Below are 19,036 nucleotides of genomic sequence, written 5' to 3'. Positions count from 1 at the left end.
TACTGCCAACCTTCGGTTACGGACGGACTACTACGATGGCCGCCGTGCGCCCCTGGAATGCGTTCACCGCCGCGGAGGCGGAGATCCGCGCGATGGTCGACGACCCGCGCTGGCAGGGGCTGCCCGGCGACACCCGCGCGCACGCGATCGCCGCCAGGACACTCGTGACCCGCGACGGCGACCGGTGGCTGTTCGGCGCGCACGCGCGCTGGCACCTGCACGACCCGGCCGACGGCCGCTGGCACCCCGCGCCGCCGCCCCGGCGCATCCGCGCCCGGCAGGTGGGCCACTCCCCGGCCGCGCTGCCCCCGGAGATCATCCCCGGCGGCCCCGACTTCGCCGCCGAGCCGGGCTCCACGCAGGCCTTCGTCGGCCCCGACGTGCCGCCGAAGCTGTGCGAGCGCGTCAACGACCTGCTGCGGGCCAACTGCCGCAGGAGCGAGCTCGACTACCCGCTCGCCGCCTTCGACGACGTCTTCGCCTCCGACGTGCCCAGCACGGTGGCGGCCATCTGGGGCACGATCATGTGGTGCGCGTACGCGCCGGCCTTCGACGGCAACGAGCGGCTGATCACGATGTTCGGCCAGTTCCTGCGCCGGTCGCTGCCGGGCGACGAGTGGGTGCGCTGGCTGCCGGCGCCGCCGCTGGCGGGCCTGGTCGCGCTGGTGGGCGAGCGGCTGCGGGCCGGCCACCCGCGCACCGCACTGCGCCTGGCCGCACTGATCGCCGACACGGCTCACATCCTGCTGTCCGACACCCGGTTCAGGCCGCGCGCGCTGGCGCTGCTCACGATGGTGGAGCCCGAGCTGCGGAAGCCGGGCCTGGACGACGACGCGGCCGCGCGCGGGGACCTGGAGCTGCGCCGGGCCTGGCTGCGCCGCTGCCCGCCGCGGCTGGCCCGGGCGGTGATGGCGGAGACCGACCCGGAGGCCCACCTGTCCCACACGGTCTACGACCTCGTCGAGGCGCTGGCCTTCACGACCGACCCGCCGCGGGCCGCCGCCGCCTATCTGGCGGACCTGTCCGACTCCAAGGGGCTGCTGCCGCCCCGGCTCGACCACCGGCTCCGACACGCGTACGAGGAGCTGCTGCGGGCGGGCCTGACGAGCACGTCGGCGGGCGAGCGGACCGAGCCGGAGGGTTTTCCCGTGCGGCCCGCCGGAGGCTTTTCCGGTCAATACCGGAACCCCGATAACGAGTCGTTTACCGGCCCGCTCACCGGCTCCGGCCCGCTCCCCGTCCCGGGCGGCCCCGTTACGGGAACGGGGGGCATTCCGGGGCCCAATAAGTTGAGTACAGGTCACATTTCGGAAACGACTCCGGACGACACCGGCACGCGGCGGCTCCGGCTGCCGGGGGCCGGTCCGCCCGACCTGCGGGGCGGGTTCACGCACGTGCGCGACGAGGCCGGCACCGGCATGATGCCACCCGACCGTGCCAGTACGGCCGCGGTGCTGGGAGCCGCGTACGCGGTGGGGCTGGCCTGGCATCGGGTGTCCGGGGCGCGGGTGCCGGAGCGGGGGTTCGCGGGGTCGGCCGCGCTGGTGCGCCGCCTGGTCCTGGAGCGCGACGACCCCATGAGTCACACGTAAACCACTAATGCCGCTATTTCACCCTAACTCCGCCTATATCGTTCTAACACTTAAGATCACGCGTTATTAGCTGAATTGTGATCTCTACCCCGGGGAAATGATCCCCTTGGGGCCTCATCGGCGACGAAAGGAATGACTCCGATGGGCCATGTCGCCGGAAGGGCCCGCGCCGTAACCTCGGAGAGGGTGTGGGCTGCGGAAGGAAGGACGACGCGGTGGGGCACGAAAACTTGGACACTCGGGTCCATGACCGTGTCGCGTTGGACGAGATTGCGCTCTACGCCGAGGTGCTCACCGCCGTCGCTGTCAGCGAGCGGCGGCTGACCTTGGACGAGCTCGACGACGCGCTCGGATTGCGGACTTCGGCGAGTCGCTGAAGACGATCACATGACTTGGTCCCGGACTCCCCCAGGGGTCCGGGACATGTCATGTACGGGGTGGCTCACGATGACTAGTCCTCCCGGGGGCGGCCCTCCTACGAACGGACGAGTCGCGCGATCGCGGCCGAGGCCTCCTTGACCTTCGCGTCGGCCTCCGGGCCACCGGTGGCGATGGCGTCGGCGACGCAGTGGGAGATGTGCTCCTCCAGCAGCCCCAGCGCCACCGCCTGCAACGCCCGCGTCGCGGCGGAGACCTGGGTGAGGACGTCGATGCAGTAGGCGTCGTCGTCGACCATGCGCTGCAAACCCCTGATCTGCCCTTCGATGCGCCTGAGCCGCGTCAGATAGGCCTGCTTGTCTCCGCTATACCCATGCATACATCTAAGGTACCCGCTCCGGGTATCACTCAGCGGAGCCCCGCGAACAGCTTCTCCCACTGCTCGCCCACCTCGTCGGCGGCGTGGCGGATGGCCGTGTCGAGCGCCCCGGCGGCCAGCGAGCGCCGCCTGCGCTCGTCGCCGATGAGCGCCAGCATCGCCCCGGCGAACGCCCGCTCGTCGGCCTCGGGCACCAGCACGCCGTTGTAGCCGGTGGCCACGAACTCGGCGGGCCCGTGGGTGCCCTCGAACGCCACCACGGGCACCCCGCACCCCATCGCCTCCAGCACGGTCATGCCGAGGTCGGCGGTGTGGGAGGTGTTGGCCACGATCGACGCCTTGGCGAACTCGCCGGTCAGATCGGGGGTGGTGCCCATGAAGTAGACGTGGTTGTGCAGGCCCAGCTCGTCGACCAGCGCGCGCAGCCGCCGCTCCTCGGGGCCGCTCCCGTACAGCCTGAGCCGCCAGTCGGGGCGCTCGGCGGAGACGACGGCGAAGGCGCGGATCAGCCTGTCGTACGACTTGGCGGCCACCCAGCGGCCGCCCGCCGCCACGATGCGGTTGTCCATCCGCGAGCGCGGCCACGGCGAGCCGGGCAGCGCGTCGGGGATGGCGTGCACGTGCGGCCCGGAGTCGAGCAGCCTGGCCCACTCCTCGCGGGCCGGCTCGGTGGCCGCGACGACGGCGTCCAGGCGCGGGTAGAGCTTCTTGACCGGGCCGGGCACCGCCGGCCTGCCCCACTCACGGGCGATGCGCAGGATCTCGCGCGGGGCGTGCCGCGCGGCCTGGACGCTGAGCCCTGGCCTGGCGGTGACGAGAACGTCACTTCTGAGTGAGCGCAGCATCCGCCACAGGGCCACCTCCGTGCGCACCTGCCCCTGCGGGAACAGACGCCGGACGCCTGGCCTCACGTCGATCACCGAGCGCATGGTCACGCCCGCGGCGACCGGGAAGAACGGCTTCTCCTTCTGCCTCCTGAGGCTGATCACCTCGACCTCGTGCCGCTGGGCCAGCGCGCCCGCGAGGTTGAGCGCCGAGCGCACGTCTCCCCGCATCGCGTACGCGGAGGAGAGCAGGAAGGTGACCTTCACCCGCCCACCTCGATGCGCAGCTCGTCGTCGGCGGTGTAGGAGGGCTTGATGGGCACGCCGTCGATGCGGGCCGACGGGTAGTGCAGGCGGCGCCGCTTGCCGTCGACGTCGTCGAGCCAGCCGCCCAGCCGCAACGGCTCGCCGACCCCGTCCACCTCCAGCGACGGCTCCCACGTACCCGAGGCCTCGGGGTCGGCGGCGAGCACGTCGACCAGCGAGACCGCGGCGTGGAAGCGCACACCCTGGACGGTGGCGTTGGCCGACACGCGCGCGCCCGTCTGCCTGCGCTGCAGCGCCAGCATGGCCTCGTGGCGGGAGTCGTCGTCCTCCAGGCCGGTGTAGGCGAGCAGGCCGGTCACCTCGAACCGACCCTCCCTGAACCAGACCGCGCGCACCTCCGCCACGGGCGCGGCGTCGTCGATCTTCAGCGCCAGATAGCCGTTGCGGGTGCGGTAGGAGCGGTAGGCGAGCGTGCGCTTGCACAGCGCGTACGCGTCGAGATGGTCGAGCGAGAAGCCGGGGTCGATGCTGCGCAGCCTGTTGCGTTTGCCCTGATGGCGCAGGTAGGCGTCCCAGCGCCCGGCGGTGAGCAGCAGCGGGGCCAGCGACACGGCGACGGTGGCCTCGCGCGCGACGGCGCCCGGCGTGCCGAGCGTCACCTCTCGCTCCACGCCGCTGGTGCGGTGGCGCAGCACCAGCTCGGTGCCGCTCTTCAGCGGCTCCTCCATGGCGAGCCGGAGGGAGAGGACGTCGGCAAGGGTGACTTCGGAGTCTGTCACGACAACGCTCATCACGAGCCCCCCTCCCCGTCGAATAGAGCCATGCGACGTTGAGGTTACCGTGATTTACCCGTTATGTGGATGCCGGATTTCCGGCGATCACCCCCTTTGACCGGCGAAACTCCTCCACAGAAACCTGTGGAGGAGTTTCACTTTCCGGGTCAGACGGGGGTCTTCACCGATTTGATCAGGAGCTGCGCCACGTCCACGACCTCCAGCGACTCCTTGGCCTCGCCGCTGTTCTTCTTCTCATTGATCGCGTCCCCCAGCATCACCATGCAGAACGGGCACGCGGTGGAAACCGTGTCCGGATCCGTGGTCAGCGCCTCGTCCACCCGCTCGGTGTTGATGCGCTTGCCGATCCGCTCCTCCATCCACATCCGCGCCCCACCCGCGCCGCAGCAGAAACCGCGGTCCTTGTGCCGGTGCATCTCCTGCGTCCGCACCCCGGGCACCTTGGACATGATGTCGCGGGGCTGGGAGTAGACCTTGTTGTGCCGGCCCAGGAAACACGGGTCGTGGTAGGTGATCTTCTCCTCGATCGGCGTGATCGGGGTCAGCTTGCCCTCATCGACCAGCTTGGCCAGCAACTGGGTGTGGTGCACGACCTCGAACATGCCGCCCAGCTGCGGATACTCGTTGGCCAGCGTGTTGAAGCAGTGCGGGCACGTGGCCACGATCTTCTTGACCCCGGCCTCGTTCAGCGTCTCGATGTTCTGCTGGGCCAGCATGTTGAACAGGTACTCCATGCCCAGCCGGCGGGCCGGGTCACCGGTGCACGCCTCCATCGGGCCGAGCACCGCGAACTTCACCCCGGCGATGTGCAGCAGCTCCGCCACCGCCTTGGTGGTCTTCTTCGCCCGGTCCTCCAGCGCGCCGGCGCAGCCCACCCAGAACAGGTACTCCGTGTCCTCAGGCATCTTCTCCTCGACCAGCTCGACCTCGAAATCGAGCTCGGCGATCCAGTCGGCCCGCTTCATCTCCGACATGCCCCACGGGTTGCCCTTGTTCTCCAGGTTCTTCACCATCACCCCCGCCTCCGACGGGAACGACGACTCCACCATCACCTGGTAACGACGCATGTCGATGATGTGGTCGATGTGCTCGATGTCCACCGGGCACTGCTCCACACACGCGCCGCAGTTGGTGCACGACCACAGCACGTCCGGGTGGATCACACCCTCCTCGCCGACCAGCGGCTTGTTCAGCAGCGCCAGCACGTCGGTGTCCTCGTGCCCGTTGCCCCCGTTGGCGGCGGCCATCAGGTACGGGGCGACCGCGAAGGCGTGGTCACGCTGGTCGATGATGAGCATCTTCGGCGACAGCGGCTTGTCGGTGTTCCACGCCGGGCACTGCGACTGGCAACGCCCGCACTCGGTGCAGGAGTAGAAGTCCAGGAACCCCTTCCACGTGGTGTCACCGATCTTGCCCCGGCCCAGCCGCTCCGGATCCAGGTCCTCGTCCTCGAAGTCGACCGGCTTGCCGTCGACGCGCATCTCCGGCACCGCGCCCATGCCGTCCGGGCGGCGCGAGAACAGCACGTTCAGCGGCGCGGTGAAGATGTGCAGGTGCTTGGAGTTCACCACGATGATCAGGAACACCAGCATGAAGCCGATGTGCAGGAGCAGCGCGATCTCCTCCAGCAGCCCGCTGGCCGGCAGCACCTGACCCAGCGGGATCGACACGAACGCGCCGGAGGAGTACGGCAGGTTGCCGTTGGCCGCCGCCGCGCCCCTGGCCAGGAACAGCGTCCAGATGATGTTGAAGATCATGAACAGCACCAGCCACGCGCCGCCCAGGTGCGAGCCGGAGAACCGCGACCCGCGGCCCAGCTTGGCCGGCGACTCACGCAACCGGATGACCGCGAAGGCGACCAGGCCCAGCAGACACGCCACCGCGATGAAATCCTGCAGGAACCCGAGCACCGGCCACTGCCCGATCAACGGGATGTGGAAGTTCGGCCGGCCGGTGATCGCACCCTGGATGATCGCGCCGTACGCCTCGATGTAGACGGTCAGCAGGATGAAGAACGCCCACATGACGAAGAAGTGCGCCACCCCGGACGGCGTCCATTTGAGCAGCTTCTTCTGGCCGAGCACCTCCACCAGCTGCGTCTTGATCTCGGCGCCGGCGTTGTCCTTGGCGTACTGCACGCGCTCGGGGGCCGGCGGGCCCACCGTGGCGAGCTTGAACAGGAACAGAGCCCTGCGGCCCGCGACGGCCACCGCCACGACGGTCATCACGAGCCCGATGATGGCTACCCAGAGCACGGGTCCTCCCACAACGACGTTGTTTGTCAGCGTACGGTCACCCCGCTGACCTGGCCCCGCCGGGATCCTACCCGCGAGTAACTTCCTGGAGGTAACCGAGTTTCACCTTATGGTGAGGATCAGCTCCAGAACAATGCTCTACAGTGTGAGATAGCGCTGAATCGTCGGCGCCAGCAGCTCCACCAGTTCCTCGGGCTCGGCGCTCGCCATGGGCTCCAGCCGCAGCACGTGACGGGCCACGATCACCCCGAACATCTGCGAGAAGGCGGCCTCGATCCGGAGATGGGGGATCCCGAGGTGGTCGGCCACCCTGTAGAGCAGGGCGTTGGTGATGAACTCGCGGAACAGCACGCGCGACTGCTCGTGGGTCATGGCTGAGCGGACCAGCGCGATCATCGGCTCACGGGTCTCGGGATCACCGGTCACCGTGAGCATCATGGTAACCAGCCGCCTCCCGAGCTCTTCACGGGGGCCGTCGAGCAGCACCGAGACGACCAGGTCAGGCGTGATCGGCAGCCGCATCGCCGCCGCGAACATGCCCTCCTTGGTGTCGAAGTAGTGGTGGACCAGCGCCGGGTCGACCTTCGCCTCCCTGGCGATGCCGCGCACCGTGGCCTTGTCGAAGCCCTTCTCGGCGAAGACCTTCCGGGCCGCCGCGAGGATCTCCCCGCGCGTGTCGGCCGAGCCGGGACGCCGCCCCGGACGCCTCTTGATGGTGCTCACCGGCCTACCGCCAGGTAGACCCGCATCGGCACCGACACCACGTCGTCCGGGAACTCACGGCGCAGCTCCGCCCGCTGCAGCTCCACCAGCGCGTCGGCCTCGGCTTCCGGCATCGCCGCCATGTACGAGTGAGAACGCAGGTCGAGCAGGAAGTCCTCGATCCCGACCAGGCGGGTCCACGGGATCCAGCGCTCCTCCACCACGTCGAACGCGGCCGCGATCGGCGGCACCGACCACTCCTCCGTGGCCGGCCCCCAGTAGGTGGGGCACGCCCCGGCCAGCCGCTCCTCGTGGGCGGCCAGCCACTCGGCCTGGGCCGCGTGCGCGAAGTTCCAGCAGGCGGCGACGGCCCCGCCCGGCCGCAGCACCCGCCTGGCCTCCTCGATCGAGGCCACCGGGTCGAGCCAGTGCCAGGACTGGCCGTACGTCACCAGGTCGGCGGACCGGCCCGCCAGCGGCAGCGCGTTGCCGTCGGCCCGCACCGCGGCCACCCCCGCCGTGCCCTTGGCCCGCAGCCTGGCGAGCATCTCCGCGCCCGGATCGACCGCGACGACCCGGGCGCCGCGGGCGCGCAGGGCGTGCGCGAGCTTCCCGGTGCCGGCCCCCACGTCGACCACCGTGGCGCCGTCGAGCGGCACGCCGGACACCTCCACCAGCGCGTGGTAGAGCTCGTCGGGATAGCCGGGCCGGCCGGCGTCGTACGCGTCGGCCACCCGCTCGAACGCCAGGCCGAGTTCGCGGCTCGGCCCCGTGCGCAGGCGCTCATGGGTCATGTCGAGGCCGCCAGGTAGAGCCGGGCGAAGGCGAGCGCCTCGGCCAGGTCGTCGATGCGCTCGGAGCGGCTGGCCGCCTTGCGGGTGTTGATCTCCAGGACGACCAGGCCGTCGTAGCCGTTGCGGGCCAGGCGCTCCAGCATGGGCGCGCACGGCTGGTTGCCCCTGCCCGGCACCAGGTGCTCGTCCTTGTTGGTGACCCCCATGCCGTCGGCCAGGTGGAGGTGCGCCAGCCGGTCGCCGAGCTTGGTCGCCATGTCCATGGCGTCGGAGCCGGACACGGCGGTGTGCGACAGGTCGAGCGTGACGTGCGGGAAGTCGTAGTCGGTCGGGTTCCAGTCGGGCGAGTAGGGCACCACGTCGTTGCCGCGGGCCCTGAGGGGGAACATGTTCTCGACCGCGAAGATCACGTCGGTCTCGTCGCGCATGCGGGCCAGCCCGACCTCGAACTCCCGGGCGTAGTCGCGCTGCCAGCGGAACGGAGGGTGCACGACGACGGCCGAGGCGCCGAGCCGCTCGGCCGCCTTCTGCGCGCGGACCAGCTTGGCCCACGGGTCGCGCCCCCACACCCGCTGGGTGACGAGCAGGCAGGGCGCGTGGATGGCGAGGACGGGCACCTCGTAATGGTCGGAGAGCCGCTCGATCACGTCGATGTCCTGGCTCACCGGGTCGGCGCCGACCATGATCTCGACACCGTCGTAGCCCAGCCGGGCAGCCAGCTCGAACGCATCAGGCGTGCGTTCCGGATATACCGAAGCGGTGGACAATGCGATCTTCGCATTGGGCACGCGGATGACATCAGCCACGTTGCCAGCCTAAGCCGGATGTCCCGTGCCGGCGCGCCACCCCGTACGGTTGTCGCATGCCCAGGACGGTCCGAGGCGCGATCCCGAGCCCCAACATCTGGAACACACCGCAGGTGTACGAGCTGGAGAACCGCGCGGTCGACCCCGACGACATCGCCGGCGCGGCGATGCGGAAACTCCGGCCGTGGCAGGGCGCGACCGTGCTCGACATCGGCTGCGGCACCGGCTACCACCTGCCGGGCTACGCCGCCGAGGCGGCCCGGGTGATCGGCATCGAGCCGCACCGCGACCTGGCCGCCGCGGCCCGCCGCCGGTGCGCCGCGCTCCCGTCCGTCGAGGTGCGCGAAGCCGCCGCCCAGGACCTGCCGCTGCCGGACGCCTCGGTCGACGTCGCGATCGCGCGCTGGGCGTACTTCTTCGGGCCCGGCTGCGAGCCGGGCCTGCGCGAGCTGTCGAGGGTGGTACGGCGCGGCGGCGCGGCCTTCGTCCTCGACCTCGACGCCACCGGGGGCGCGTTCGGCCGGTGGTTCCAGCGCACGGTCCCCGCCTACTCCGCGCCGAAGGTGGAGGCGTTCTGGGACCGCCAGGGCTGGCAGCGGCGGCGGCTCGACCTGCGCATGGTCTTCGAGCGGCGGGCCGATCTGGAGGCGGTGCTGCGCATCGAGTTCGCCCCCGAGGTGGCCGAGCAGGCCATCGCCGAGACGCCGGGCCTGGAGCTGGCCTATCCCAACGTGCTCCGCTGGCGCTACTTCTGAGCGCTTGACCTTGACGCCGGTGTCAACGTTTACCTTGAGCGCATGCGCATCGGAGAGCTGGCCCGGCGGACCGGGGTGAGCACCCGCTCGCTCCGCTACTACGAGCAGCACGGGCTGTTGCGCGCCCACAGGAGCGCCAACGGCTACCGCCACTACGCGGAGGCGGACGTCCGGCTCGTGTCGGAGATCCGCGCCCTGCTGTCGGTCGGGTTCACGCTGGAGGACACCCGCCCGTTCGTCGACTGCCTGCGCTCGGGCCACGACAGCGGCGGGTCCTGCCCCGAGTCGATGGCCGTCTACCAGCGCAAGCTCGCCGAGATCGACGACGAGATCCGGCTGCTGCTGACCCGCCGCGCGGAGGTCGCCGCGCAACTCGCCGGATCGTGCGAAGGCTGCTTCTTCAGAGGAGACACATGATCACGCTCACCACGGACAACTTCGACGAGCAGGTGCTCGGCGCGGGCAAGCCGGTGCTCGTCGACTTCTGGGCCGAATGGTGCCCGCCCTGCAAGATGATCGCCCCCGTGCTGGAGGAGATCGAGGCCGAGCACGGGCTGACCATCGGCAAGCTCGACACCGACCACCACCCCGAGATCCAGGCCCGCTACGGCGTCATGAGCCTGCCCACGCTGCTGCTGTTCGAGGACGGCCGGCCGGTCAGGCAGATCGTCGGCGCCCGGCCCAAGCGCATGCTCGTCAAGGAGCTGGGCCTGGCGTAGCGGCGGCTTGTCGGTCCGGCCCGCTAGCCTGCTCGCCATGGCCAAGACTGCGCAGAAGCCCGGATACCGCTGCGCCGAGTGCGGCTGGCGCACCCCCAAGTGGGTCGGCCGGTGCGGCGAGTGCCAGGCGTGGGGCACCGTCGACGAGGAGGGCGGCCGCGCCGGCGCGCACGTCGTCCAGGCCGGCGCCACCACCGCCCCGGCGATGCCGATCGGCCAGGTCAAGGCCGAGATCGCCGCGGCCCGCACCACCGGCGTCGGCGAGCTCGACCGGGTGCTCGGCGGCGGCCTGGTGCCCGGCGCGGTCGTGCTGCTGGCCGGTGAGCCCGGCATCGGCAAGTCGACACTGCTGCTGGAGGCCGCCGCCCGCATCGCCGAGCGCGAGACCGTCCTCTACGTCACCGGCGAGGAGTCGGCCGCCCAGGTCCGGCTCCGCGCCGACCGCATCGGCGCCATCCGCGACCGCCTCTACCTGGCGGCCGAGACCGAGCTGTCGGCGCTGATCGCCCACGTGGAGAAGATCCAACCCCGCATGCTCGTGGTCGACTCGGTGCAGACCGTCGGCTCCGCCCAGGCCACCGGCGTCCCCGGCGGCGTCACCCAGGTCCGCGAGGTCGCGGCCAACCTCGTGCGGCTGGCCAAGGAGCGCGACATGTCGACCGTCCTGGTCGGCCACGTCACCAAGGAAGGCTCCATCGCCGGCCCGCGCACCCTGGAGCACCTCGTCGACGTGGTGCTCAACTTCGAGGGCGACCGCCACTCCCGGCTCCGCATGGTACGCGCGATCAAGAACAGGTTCGGCCCCACCGACGAGGTCGGCTGCTTCGACCTGCACGAGCGCGGCATCGAGGGCATCACCGACCCCAGCGGCCTGTTCGTCTCCCGCCGCTCCGACCCCGTCCCCGGCACCTGCGTGACCGTCACGGTCGAGGGCACCCGCCCCCTGCCCGCCGAGGTCCAGGCCCTGGTGGCGCGCACCGAGGCCCAGCAGCCGCGGCGCACCTCCTCCGGCCTCGACACCTACCGCGTCCAGATGGTCCTCGCCGTGCTGGAGCGCCGGCTCAACGCCCGGCTGGGCGGCTGCGACGTCTTCACCGCCACCGTGGGCGGCATCAAGCTCAGCGACCCGGCCGTCGACCTGTCGGTCATGCTCGCCGTCGCCAGCGCCGCGGGCGACAAGCCCCTCCCGGCGGGCCTGGTCGCGCTCGGCGAGGTCGGCCTCGCGGGCGAGCTCCGCCCCGTCAAGGACGTCCGCCGCCGCCTCACCGAAGCCGCCCGCCTCGGCTTCAAGCGCGGCCTGGTCCCGGTCGGCTCCCTCGACGAGGGCACCCGCAAGCCCAACGGCCAGCGTTCCCTCGTCCCGGTCGGCCCGGTCGCCTTCGCCCCCGGCTTCGAGGTCGTCGAGGCGGAGAACGTCTGGGACGCCCTCACCCACGTGACCTGACCCGTACCTCTGAGGACCTGAGGGGGCGCTAGCCTCCCAGGGCCGACTTGACCGCCGCCGTGACCAGGTCGCGCACCGGCCGCGGCGCGTCCAGGAACGCCGTCAGGTCACCGCCGCGGCTCTCCAGCAGCCCCGCGCCGATGTTGGAGAACGTCGACATCGTGTGCCCCACCTGGTAGGGCTCCAGCCCGGCCAGCGACGCCCGCGTCTCGCCCAGCGGCGCCGGCCGGTACTCGACGGGCCGGCCGAGGGTCTCGGCCAGCGCCTCGGCGAGCTCCCGCCCGCCGACCGCCTCCACGCCCTCCAGCTCGTACGTGCGGCCCGCGTGCCGCCGCTGCGCCCCCGACGCCCCCGACGTCAGGTCCTCCTGCGCCTCGGCCGCCACCCGCACGGCCACGGCGGCCAGGTCGTCGCGTGCGACGGCCGACAGCCGCCCGTCGCCGAGCGGCGCGGCGAACACCCCGCTCGCCGCCGCCGCGGCGGCCCCGGCCACGGCCAGCCCGGCCGGGATCTCGGCGTACAGGCCGTTGCGCAGGACGGTGACGTCGAAGGGCGCCTCGGCCAGCCGCGCCTCGGTCCAGCGGTGCGCGAGCGCGATCGTGAGCCGCTCCCCCGAGCCGGCCAGGCTGGTGTAGATCACGTGCCGGACTCCGGCGGCGGTGGCCGCCCGCACCACGGCGCCGTGGCGGGCCAGCACGACGTCGTCCTCGGCGTACCCCGCCGAGACGAACACCAGCACGTCCACGCCCGCGAAGGCCGGCTCCAGCGTTTCCGGCCGGTCGAAGTCGGCGAGCCGCACCACCGCGCCGTCGCCGGAACTGCTGGCCCCGACCGTCACCAGCCCGTCCACGGCCCGCAGCCCGGCGAGGATCGCACTGCCGAGTTTCCCCGACACGCCGGTGACGAGAATCATGAGACCACTCCTGTTGTTGAGGTGCGCGAAAAGGTGAATGACGCCCAGCATGGGGCGTCCGGGCGCCGACTTTAAGGAGGCACTTTCATGTCAGTCGCGAACACGGAGGTAACCCCCCAGGCCCCCGGGCCGTGCGGGGATGACGACTGCGGCATCCGCGATGTGCTCGACCGTCTCGGCGACAAATGGACGGTGCTGGTGATAGTGGAGCTGGCCAAAGGCGTGCGGCGGTTCAGGGAGCTGCAACGGGCGATCCCCGGCATCTCGCAGCGGATGCTGACGTTGACGACACGGCGGCTGTGCCGGGACGGGCTCGTCGAGCGGACGGCGTACCCCACGATCCCGCCGCAGGTCGAGTACCGGCTGACGCCGGTCGGCCGGAGCCTCGCCGAGACGGTCGAGCGGCTGGCCGACTGGTCGAGGGAGCACAGGGACACCATGGCGGCGGCCCGGGAGCGGTGGGATGCCGCCGGCCGTTGAACCCGGACCCGGGTGACTCGCTACCGTGGTATGACCCGCCCAAAGGCGGAGGAGAGAGTGAGACGGCGCGGCTAAGCTGGGCTTGACTATTTCGACACGGGGGTCAGGTGCCAAACGACAGGAGTCTTGACGACCGCCGTCGCGAAGCCCTGGCCGCGGTGGCCCCGGGCACACCACTGCGCGACGGTCTGGAGCGGATCCTGCGCGGGCAGACCGGCGGCCTGCTCGTGCTCGGCTACAACAAGATGGTCGAGCGCCTCTGCAGCGGCGGCTTCCATCTCGACGTCGACTTCTCCGCCACCAGGCTGCGCGAGCTGGCCAAGATGGACGGGGCGATCGTCATCAGCGACGACCACAAGATCGTGCGCGCCGCCGTCCACCTGGTTCCCGACCCCACCATCCCCACCGACGAGTCCGGCACCCGCCACCGCACCGCCCAGCGCGTGGCCAAGGAGACGGGCCTGCCGATCATCGCGATCAGCAAGTCCATGCGGATCATCGCCCTCTACCTCGACGGCATCCGCTACGTGCTCGAAGAGTCGGCCGCGATCATGTCCAAGGCCAACCAGGCCCTGGCCACCCTGGAGCGCTACAAGCACCGCCTCGACGAGGTCTCCGGCACGCTCTCCGCGCTGGAGATCGAGGATCTGGTCACCGTGCGCGACGTGGCGGCCGTGGCGCAGCGGCTGGAGATGGTCCGGCGCATCTCCGACGAGATCAAGGGCTACGTGGTCGAGCTCGGCACCGACGGCAGGCTGCTGTCCCTGCAGCTCGACGAGCTGGTCTCCGGCGTCGACTCCGAGCGGGAGCTGGTGGTGCGCGACTACCTTCCGGCCCCGTCGAGCCGCCGCCAGCGCCGCCTGTCCGACGCCCTGCACGATCTCGACGCGCTGTCCGGCAACGAGCTGCTCGACCTGCCGGTGGTCGCCGGCCTGCTGGGCCACAACGGCGGCGACAAGCTCGACAGCCCGGTCAGCCCGCGCGGGTTCCGCCTGCTGGCCAAGGTGCCCCGGCTGCCCGCCACCGTGGTCGACCGCCTGGTCAACCACTTCGGCAGCCTGCAGAAGCTCCTGGCGGCCAGCATCGACGACCTCCAGGCCGTGGGCGGCGTCGGCGAGTCCAGGGCCCGCAGTGTCCGCGAAGGGCTCTCCCGCCTCGCGGAGTCCTCGATCCTGGAGCGCTACGTCTGACCAGACGCCCCCCGTACGCCTCTGAGACGCCCTGTGAGCGGCGACGGGCTCAGCGGAGGTGGAACACACCCTTCGGGCTCTTGTGCTCGCCCAGGCGCGCCACCACCACGTACGTGCCGGGAAGGGCGGCGGGCGGGTCGGCGCGGCAGCTCCCGCTGGAGCGGCGGCGGTTCCAGTCGAGGGTGCGGACGTAGGGCACGCCTCGCTGCAGCTCGCGCGTCTCCGTCCCCGGGCCGCTGACGCAGTCGGCCGTGGACCAGATGCGGTCCTCGCCCGAGGTGATGCGGATCTCCAGCGCCCGCGGGCCGACGTCGGCCTTGCACATCACCGGCCCGGTGTTGACCACGGTGACGATGAAGTGCGGGCGCGCGCCGCTCGCGTAGATCTCCTGCTTGCCCTGGAGGTGGAGCACGAGGTCCTTGTCGTCGCAGGGCTCGCCCGCGCGCCTGGCGCGCGGGGTCTTGCTCGGGCTGGGCGTCGGCGACGGGCTGGCGGTGCCCATGGCCAGCGTGCGCAGCCCCGCCAGCAGCGGGTCCGTGACCGGGGCGGGGCTGGGGGAGACCTGGGCGTCGGACCGCTTCTCCGGGCCGCCCGAACTGGAGCAGGCCCACGCCACCACGGCAACGACCACGAGCACTCCGATGAGCAGGCTCATGCGCCGCCGCCAGTAGACGTCGCCCCCGATTCCCGAGTCTCCGCGCATGGTTTCCGGATCCATGCCGCCAGGATGGGTAACCATCCTGTGACGCGTCGTGACGACACGCCGGACCTTGCCATCTCGTCATACGCTGGGCTGCGTGATCGAGCCGAAACTCCTACACCTTCCCATTCTGGAGTGGTACGAAAACAACGCCCGGGACCTCCCCTGGCGCACCCCTGACCGGACCCCGTGGGGAGTGCTCGTCAGCGAGATCATGCTGCAGCAGACGCCGGTGGCCCGGGTGCTGCCCGTCTGGCACGAGTGGATGGCCCGCTGGCCCACTCCGAAGGCGCTGGCCGCGGAGCCCTCCGGCGAGGCCGTGCGCGCCTGGGGGCGGCTCGGCTACCCGCGCCGGGCGCTGCGCCTGCACGCGTGCGCCACGGCCATCACCGAGCGGCACGGCGGCGAGGTCCCTTCCGACCACGCGACGCTGCTCGCCCTGCCGGGGATCGGCGAGTACACCGCCGCCGCGGTCGCCGGCTTCGCGTTCGGCGGGCGGCACGCGATCCTGGACACCAACGTGCGACGGGTGTTCGCGCGGGCGGTACGGGCCGAGGAGTATCCCCCGACGGCCACCTCCGCCGCCGAACGCCGCCTCGCGGAGGCGCTCCTGCCCGAGCTGGGCGCGCCCCGCTGGGGGGTGGCGGTGATGGAGCTGGGGGCGCTCGTCTGCACCGCCCGCGCCCCCCGGTGCGAGGGCTGCCCGATCGCGGGGGTGTGCGCGTGGCGGCTGGCCGGCAAGCCGCCGCACGCGGGTCCCGCCCGCAAGGGTCAGACGTACGCGGGCACCGACCGCCAGTGCCGCGGGCGCCTGCTCGCGGTCCTGCGCGCCGCCCACGGGCCGGTGCCGAAGGCGGCGCTGGACGCGGTCTGGGAGGACGCCGTGCAGCGCGAGCGGGCGCTCGACGGCCTCGTCGCGGACGGCCTGGCCCAGGTCCTGGAGGACGGCACGTACTGCCTCTAGCCAGGAACGACGATCTGCCTCTGGGCGGGAACGACGATCGCGTATGAATCCGCGACAGCTGAGCATGGGCCGTCGCGCGCCTTCCTCCTACGGTTGACGATCAGTGAGTCCTTCGGGGAGGGAAAGAAGTGTCACAACGGATTCTGGTGACGGCGGCGACCGGCACGGTCGGGCGCCACGTGACGGCGCGGCTGGCGGAGGACGGGGCCGAGGTGCGGGCACTGTCCCGGACCCCGGCGGGCTTCCCGCCCGGCGTCCAGCCCCTGCGCGGCGACCTGTCGGCGCCCGGTTCGCTGGCCCCGGCGGTCGACGGCGTCGACGCCGTGTTCCTGATCTGGCCGTTCGCCTCGGTGGACGGGCTGGAGGCGGTGCTGGCGCTGATGGCGGGGCACGCCCGCAAGCTGGTCTACCTGTCTTCCGCCACGGTGCGCGAGCACGAGCGGCGGGCCGAGGGCCTGATCGAACGGTCCGGTCTGGAGTGGACGGTCCTGCGCCCGCATGCCTTCGCGGCGAACGCGTCGCGCTGGGCCGGGCAGATCCGCGCCGGGGACATGGTGCGCGAGCCATACGGCCGGGCCGCCATGTCGCTCGTCCACGAACAGGACATCGCCGCGGTCGCGGTCGCGGCGCTGCTCCAGGAGGGGCATGAGGGCGCCGTCCACGAGCTGACCGGGCCGGAGTCGCTGACCCAGGCCGAGCAGGTGCGCGTGATCGGCGAGGCGGTCGGCCGGCCCGTGCGGTGGGAGGAGGCGCCGCCCGAGGAGGCCCGTCAGCGGATGCTCGCCCGCGGCTGGCCGCCCGAGGTGGCCGACGACGTCCTGCGCGCCCAGGCCGCGATGACCGCCGGCCCGGCGCCGGTCACCACCACCGTCGAGAAGGTCACCGGCACTCCGGCCCGCACCTTCCGCTCCTGGGCCGACGCCCACAAGCACCTGTTCCAGCCCTCGTCCTGAGCCCGGTCACCGGGGCCCAGGGCACCCGCACCTTCCACTCCTAGGCCGACGCCCACACGCACCTGCCGTGACGCCGGCCACCGGGCCCAGGGCACCCTCCTGGGCCGACGCCCACGCGCACCCGTACTGAGGGTGGTCACCGGGCCCAGGGCAGGGGCATGCTGCGGGTGCCTTCCGGTACGAGGTCGCAGGCGTCCGGGGTGTCGAGCCCGTCCGGGTTGTAGACCTGGACGCCCGCGGGGGCGGCCACGATCGCCGCGAAGCCGTGCCGCTCGTCGGCGAACAACCGGCGCAGCGCGCCGGCGGGCAGCACCATGGTGTCGCCCGCCTCGACCTCGACCCGTTCGCCGCCGAGCTGGACGGTGCAGCGGCCCGCCAGCCAGGTCCACACCGACTCGGTGTCGAAGGCGTGCAGCGGGCCCGCCGTGCCGGGCTTGGCGTCCACGCGCCACACGGCCTGGCGGGACTCGCCCTGGGTGGGCGAGGCGAGCGTGGTCATGGTCCCGTTGGGCGTCTCGATCCTGCGTGCCCGCGCGTCGCGGATGACGGTCATGGCAGGTGCTCCTCTAAGATAGACAACGTCATTGTCTAGATAGTGAACCAGGTTGTCTATCGTGTCAAGCACACCCCCGGGGTTCGAACTCCCGCTCCGCCTCTTCCTGGCCTTCCGGGTGCTCATCGACGAGCTCCACGCCGAGCTGGGCCGTCAGGGACATCCGGACATCCGGCCCATGCACGGCTTCGTCATGCAGGCCATCGGGCCCGACGGCACGACCGCGGTCGACCTGGGCCGCACGCTCGGCGTCACCAAGCAGGCCGCGGGCAAGACCGTCGAGGCACTCGAACGCATCGGCTACGTCGAACGCACCCGCGACCCCGCCGACACCCGGCGCAAGATCGTCCGTCTGACCCCGTACGGCATGGACGCCCTCGCCCGCTCGGCCGCGATCTTCGACGACCTGCGCGCCCGCTGGGCCGCCGAGCTGGGCGAGGACCGGCTGCGGGCGCTGGAGGCCGACCTCCGCACAATGACCCCCGCCAACCTATGGCGCCTCGACATCCCGGGCTGGTTCGGCGCCCCGTGAGGCGCCGGACCAGTCCCCGGGTCAGGCGGCGAGCTGGAGACCCAGGCTGGTGAGGCTGGTGCGCGCCCAGTCGAGCTCCTGGGCCAGGAGCGAGACCAGGGCGCCGGGGCCCTTGGCGCGGCCCGGGACCGCCAGGTTGTGGGTCTCGACCTCGATGTGGGCGCTGCCGCTCACCGCGCCGGAGAGCATCGCCGTCAGGGTGTCGTGCAGGACGCCGCCGGTGTTGGGCGACCCGCCGGTGTGGTGGTGCACGTGGCCGAGCTTGACCACGGGGGCGCCGGTCTTGGCCAGGCCGCGCAGCGCCTCACCGGTCTCCTCGGCGCCGCGGGCCAGGTGGCACGCGTCGAGGCAGACGCCCAGGTGGTCGGAGTCGATGCCGCGCACCCGCTCCAGCGCCTGCTCCGTGGTCTCCAGCACGCAGCCGGGCCACGGCTCGAAACCGACCCTGACCGTCTTGCCGGTGATGCTGTGGAGGCCGCGCAGCTCGCGGGCGAGCCGCTCCAGCCGCCGGGTGGCGATCGCCTGCAGGTCGGCCGGCCAGTCGCGGCGCCAGCCGATCGGGATGGTGGAGATGCTGCCCGACTGGATGTCGTCCGGCAGCAGGAACGCGAGGATCTTGGCCAGCGCCATCGTGTAGCGGTAGCGCTCGGGCTTGGCCCAGTCGGGGCCGGGCGCCTCCTGGTTGCGACCGCCGGTGCCGTTGAGGCTGACGACCTCCAGGCCGCGCTCTTCGAGGGAGCGGCGCAGGCGGACGAGTTCTATGCGGTCGGCGGTCAGATGGTCGGCGACGGCGGGCGAGAGCCACAGGCCGACCCCCATCCGCTCCACGCCGAGCCGCTTGCGCACCGGCACGGCGTAGCGGGTGAGATGGGCGATCAGGTTCTCCAGATCCTCCGCGGGGTGCACGCCTGCGTTGTAGGCGAGGTGAACGAGCGTTCCGTCATCGTGACGCAGGCGCATCGGTTTCCTCCACGACTCTCACTGGTTTCCCCCTCGCCCGCTGGTGCCACTTCGAGCATGTCGGCCCGTGGCGGCGTGCGCG

General features: G+C 71.8%; 21 protein-coding genes. 10 read left to right on the top strand and 11 right to left on the bottom strand.

Annotated features, from left to right (window positions below):
• Positions 1-44: 44 nt before the first annotated feature.
• Positions 45-1,592, top strand: a complete 1,548-nt coding sequence (locus tag ABD999_RS09710) for a hypothetical protein (RefSeq protein WP_271275974.1) — start codon at positions 45-47, stop codon at positions 1,590-1,592.
• Between the two features lie 475 nt (positions 1,593-2,067).
• Here ABD999_RS09710 and ABD999_RS09705 read toward each other — a convergent pair whose 3' ends face one another.
• The 7 genes from ABD999_RS09705 to ABD999_RS09675 all read right to left on the bottom strand — a co-directional run bounded on the left by ABD999_RS09705 (position 2,068) and on the right by ABD999_RS09675 (position 8,791).
• Complete coding sequence (locus tag ABD999_RS09705; protein ID WP_049560737.1) at positions 2,068-2,349, bottom strand: metal-sensitive transcriptional regulator; 282 nt, start codon at positions 2,347-2,349, stop codon at positions 2,068-2,070.
• Positions 2,350-2,378: 29 nt separating this feature from the next.
• Positions 2,379-3,440, bottom strand: coding sequence for a glycosyltransferase (locus ABD999_RS09700; RefSeq protein WP_271275973.1), 1,062 nt, complete (start codon positions 3,438-3,440; stop codon positions 2,379-2,381).
• A complete protein-coding gene (locus tag ABD999_RS09695; protein ID WP_271275972.1) occupies positions 3,437-4,219 on the bottom strand; it encodes a hypothetical protein in 783 nt (260 codons plus the stop codon). Before ABD999_RS09695 ends, ABD999_RS09700 begins: the two co-directional genes overlap by 4 nt.
• 161 nt (positions 4,220-4,380) lie before the next feature.
• Positions 4,381-6,489 carry a (Fe-S)-binding protein gene (locus ABD999_RS09690; protein WP_271275971.1) on the bottom strand — a complete coding sequence of 703 codons (2,109 nt, stop codon included), beginning with the start codon at positions 6,487-6,489 and terminating at the stop codon, positions 4,381-4,383.
• 138 nt (positions 6,490-6,627) lie between these two features.
• A complete protein-coding gene (locus tag ABD999_RS09685) occupies positions 6,628-7,212 on the bottom strand; it encodes a TetR/AcrR family transcriptional regulator (RefSeq protein ID WP_148035593.1) in 585 nt (194 codons plus the stop codon).
• Complete coding sequence (locus ABD999_RS09680; protein WP_271275970.1) at positions 7,209-7,985, bottom strand: class I SAM-dependent methyltransferase; 777 nt, start codon at positions 7,983-7,985, stop codon at positions 7,209-7,211. Before ABD999_RS09680 ends, ABD999_RS09685 begins: the two co-directional genes overlap by 4 nt.
• Entirely contained in the window at positions 7,982-8,791 is an 810-nt protein-coding gene (locus ABD999_RS09675) for a sugar phosphate isomerase/epimerase family protein (protein ID WP_148035595.1), read from the bottom strand. Before ABD999_RS09675 ends, ABD999_RS09680 begins: the two co-directional genes overlap by 4 nt.
• A gap of 56 nt (positions 8,792-8,847) precedes the next feature.
• On the opposite strand from ABD999_RS09675, the gene ABD999_RS09670 reads away from it, so the two are divergent.
• Genes ABD999_RS09670 through radA form a run of 4 tightly spaced genes read left to right on the top strand, consistent with a single transcriptional unit; the run spans position 8,848 to position 11,709 of the window.
• Positions 8,848-9,546, top strand: a complete 699-nt coding sequence (locus ABD999_RS09670; protein ID WP_271275969.1) for a class I SAM-dependent methyltransferase — start codon at positions 8,848-8,850, stop codon at positions 9,544-9,546.
• A gap of 42 nt (positions 9,547-9,588) precedes the next feature.
• Positions 9,589-9,963 carry a MerR family transcriptional regulator gene (locus ABD999_RS09665; RefSeq protein ID WP_148035597.1) on the top strand — a complete coding sequence of 125 codons (375 nt, stop codon included), beginning with the start codon at positions 9,589-9,591 and terminating at the stop codon, positions 9,961-9,963.
• Positions 9,960-10,265 carry a thioredoxin gene (gene trxA / locus ABD999_RS09660; protein WP_148035598.1) on the top strand — a complete coding sequence of 102 codons (306 nt, stop codon included), beginning with the start codon at positions 9,960-9,962 and terminating at the stop codon, positions 10,263-10,265. The genes ABD999_RS09665 and trxA overlap by 4 nt, the downstream gene beginning before the upstream one ends.
• A gap of 37 nt (positions 10,266-10,302) precedes the next feature.
• Entirely contained in the window at positions 10,303-11,709 is a 1,407-nt protein-coding gene (gene radA, locus ABD999_RS09655) for a DNA repair protein RadA (protein WP_148035599.1), read from the top strand.
• Positions 11,710-11,737: 28 nt separating this feature from the next.
• Here the strand turns inward: radA and ABD999_RS09650 are convergent, their stop codons facing one another.
• A complete protein-coding gene (locus ABD999_RS09650; RefSeq protein ID WP_271275968.1) occupies positions 11,738-12,622 on the bottom strand; it encodes an NAD(P)H-binding protein in 885 nt (294 codons plus the stop codon).
• A gap of 87 nt (positions 12,623-12,709) precedes the next feature.
• Here ABD999_RS09650 and ABD999_RS09645 point away from each other — a divergent pair, with 87 nt between their 5' ends.
• Both ABD999_RS09645 and disA read left to right on the top strand, forming a co-directional pair.
• Positions 12,710-13,102 carry a winged helix-turn-helix transcriptional regulator gene (locus ABD999_RS09645; protein ID WP_271275967.1) on the top strand — a complete coding sequence of 131 codons (393 nt, stop codon included), beginning with the start codon at positions 12,710-12,712 and terminating at the stop codon, positions 13,100-13,102.
• 107 nt (positions 13,103-13,209) lie between these two features.
• Positions 13,210-14,292 carry a DNA integrity scanning diadenylate cyclase DisA gene (gene disA, locus ABD999_RS09640; RefSeq protein WP_148035602.1) on the top strand — a complete coding sequence of 361 codons (1,083 nt, stop codon included), beginning with the start codon at positions 13,210-13,212 and terminating at the stop codon, positions 14,290-14,292.
• A 49-nt stretch (positions 14,293-14,341) separates the two neighbouring features.
• Here disA and ABD999_RS09635 read toward each other — a convergent pair whose 3' ends face one another.
• On the bottom strand, positions 14,342-15,010 hold the full coding sequence (locus ABD999_RS09635; protein WP_187281520.1) for a hypothetical protein: 669 nt from the start codon (positions 15,008-15,010) through the stop codon (positions 14,342-14,344).
• Between the two features lie 79 nt (positions 15,011-15,089).
• Between ABD999_RS09635 and ABD999_RS09630 the strand changes: the two genes are divergently transcribed.
• Positions 15,090-15,956 (top strand): HhH-GPD family protein, encoded by an 867-nt coding sequence (locus ABD999_RS09630; RefSeq protein WP_271275966.1) that lies wholly within the window; start codon positions 15,090-15,092, stop codon positions 15,954-15,956.
• Between the two features lie 128 nt (positions 15,957-16,084).
• A complete protein-coding gene (locus ABD999_RS09625; protein ID WP_271275965.1) occupies positions 16,085-16,909 on the top strand; it encodes an NAD(P)H-binding protein in 825 nt (274 codons plus the stop codon).
• Positions 16,910-17,045: 136 nt separating this feature from the next.
• Here the strand turns inward: ABD999_RS09625 and ABD999_RS09620 are convergent, their stop codons facing one another.
• Positions 17,046-17,462, bottom strand: a complete 417-nt coding sequence (locus ABD999_RS09620; RefSeq protein ID WP_271275964.1) for a cupin domain-containing protein — start codon at positions 17,460-17,462, stop codon at positions 17,046-17,048.
• A 61-nt stretch (positions 17,463-17,523) separates the two neighbouring features.
• On the opposite strand from ABD999_RS09620, the gene ABD999_RS09615 reads away from it, so the two are divergent.
• Positions 17,524-17,994: a MarR family winged helix-turn-helix transcriptional regulator gene (locus ABD999_RS09615; RefSeq protein ID WP_148035605.1), complete on the top strand. Its 471-nt coding sequence runs from the start codon at positions 17,524-17,526 to the stop codon at positions 17,992-17,994.
• 21 nt (positions 17,995-18,015) lie between these two features.
• On the opposite strand, the gene ABD999_RS09610 is transcribed toward ABD999_RS09615, so the two are convergent.
• Complete coding sequence (locus tag ABD999_RS09610; RefSeq protein WP_148035606.1) at positions 18,016-18,954, bottom strand: TIM barrel protein; 939 nt, start codon at positions 18,952-18,954, stop codon at positions 18,016-18,018.
• Positions 18,955-19,036: the final 82 nt, after the last annotated feature.

Source organism: Nonomuraea ferruginea, assembly GCF_039540635.1.
Taxonomy (GTDB): domain Bacteria; phylum Actinomycetota; class Actinomycetes; order Streptosporangiales; family Streptosporangiaceae; genus Nonomuraea; species Nonomuraea ferruginea.
The sequence above is the reverse complement of the archived record's forward strand: the minus strand, read 5'-3'. Positions and strand labels throughout refer to the sequence as shown.

What these genes read in the sequence shown, in the direction of transcription:
- ABD999_RS09650 (WP_271275968.1), bottom strand. Translation starts at nt 12,622, where the DNA reads ATGATTCTCGTCACCGGCGTGTCGGGGAAACTCGGCAGTGCGATCCTC.
- ABD999_RS09680 (WP_271275970.1), bottom strand. Translation starts at nt 7,985, where the DNA reads ATGACCCATGAGCGCCTGCGCACGGGGCCGAGCCGCGAACTCGGCCTG.
- ABD999_RS09670 (WP_271275969.1), top strand. Translation starts at nt 8,848, where the DNA reads ATGCCCAGGACGGTCCGAGGCGCGATCCCGAGCCCCAACATCTGGAAC.
- ABD999_RS09635 (WP_187281520.1), bottom strand. Translation starts at nt 15,010, where the DNA reads ATGGATCCGGAAACCATGCGCGGAGACTCGGGAATCGGGGGCGACGTC.
- ABD999_RS09665 (WP_148035597.1), top strand. Translation starts at nt 9,589, where the DNA reads ATGCGCATCGGAGAGCTGGCCCGGCGGACCGGGGTGAGCACCCGCTCG.
- trxA (WP_148035598.1), top strand. Translation starts at nt 9,960, where the DNA reads ATGATCACGCTCACCACGGACAACTTCGACGAGCAGGTGCTCGGCGCG.
- ABD999_RS09645 (WP_271275967.1), top strand. Translation starts at nt 12,710, where the DNA reads ATGTCAGTCGCGAACACGGAGGTAACCCCCCAGGCCCCCGGGCCGTGC.
- ABD999_RS09620 (WP_271275964.1), bottom strand. Translation starts at nt 17,462, where the DNA reads ATGACCGTCATCCGCGACGCGCGGGCACGCAGGATCGAGACGCCCAAC.
- ABD999_RS09705 (WP_049560737.1), bottom strand. Translation starts at nt 2,349, where the DNA reads ATGCATGGGTATAGCGGAGACAAGCAGGCCTATCTGACGCGGCTCAGG.
- ABD999_RS09610 (WP_148035606.1), bottom strand. Translation starts at nt 18,954, where the DNA reads ATGCGCCTGCGTCACGATGACGGAACGCTCGTTCACCTCGCCTACAAC.
- radA (WP_148035599.1), top strand. Translation starts at nt 10,303, where the DNA reads ATGGCCAAGACTGCGCAGAAGCCCGGATACCGCTGCGCCGAGTGCGGC.